Here is a 942-nt window from a genome sequence, read left to right on the forward strand (position 1 = left end):
TGTAACTGGGATCACCGTGATCTCCTCGGGGGAACAGCTACATCATGATGCTGGATAACTTCCCCATCGCTACGAACTTACATTCTGATCCAAGGGGTAAAAGCGGGGTCTGCCGATCATATCTACGAGAAAACCCACGATGCGATGCAGTTGATTGCGGCCAGATGGCAATGTATCCGTGCGGAAAACAAGCGTCGTTAGAGATCAAAAATCGCGATATCCGTGAAGCGCAGTACATTGACGAAATTAACCATCGTGAACGTTTTATTGACAACATGAAGTTGGTGCAAGAAGTGGCGTTGGAAATCTCCAACCCCAGCACGTTAAACGATCTCTATCGTAAAGCAGTGGAAGCGCTACGAGACAGGTTGGGGTTTGATCGATCAACTTTTATGATTACTCGACATGAAAAAACGCTGCTTCAACGGTACTTATGGCACCGATGAACACGGCAACACCATCAGTGAATTTCACACGCAATACGATCTTCATCAGTTGGGTGAAGAGTTTGTTACCGCTCTCTCTTCACGCGACACCATCTGGTGAATCTCGAATGAACCCCGCTTTACACCGCAGGGAAAGTGGTCGGGCAGGGGTGGAACTTGATGTTGATTCTACGTGATGGCCATGAACCGTTCGGTTGGCTGGCGCTGGATAATTTTATTCACCGTAAGCCGATCACCAGTTATCAAAAGCAGATGCTGCAATCGTTTGGTTCGCTGTTATCGCAAATTTATATCCGTAAACGCCAAGAACAAAATGATGCGAATGCTCCATTCAAGCATGGTTGAATTGTCGCGTTGCACAACGGTAAGTGATGTGTGTAAATCGGCAGTCTCCTTCGCGATTCAGCAGTCTTGGCGTTGATCGCATGGCGGTGTTTCTTACCGATGAAACTGTCACTTATATGACAAGGCACTTGGGGACGGATATTCAAGGCAA

Annotated in this window: 1 pseudogene; it reads left to right on the plus strand. The window is 47.2% G+C overall.

Annotation, left to right across the window (positions count from 1 at the left end):
- Nucleotides 1–138: 138 nt before the first annotated feature.
- Nucleotides 139–942 (plus strand): annotated as a pseudogene (locus tag CIK04_RS26550) (GGDEF domain-containing protein); the annotation flags it as partial.

Source organism: Vibrio sp. 03_296 (assembly GCF_002265885.1).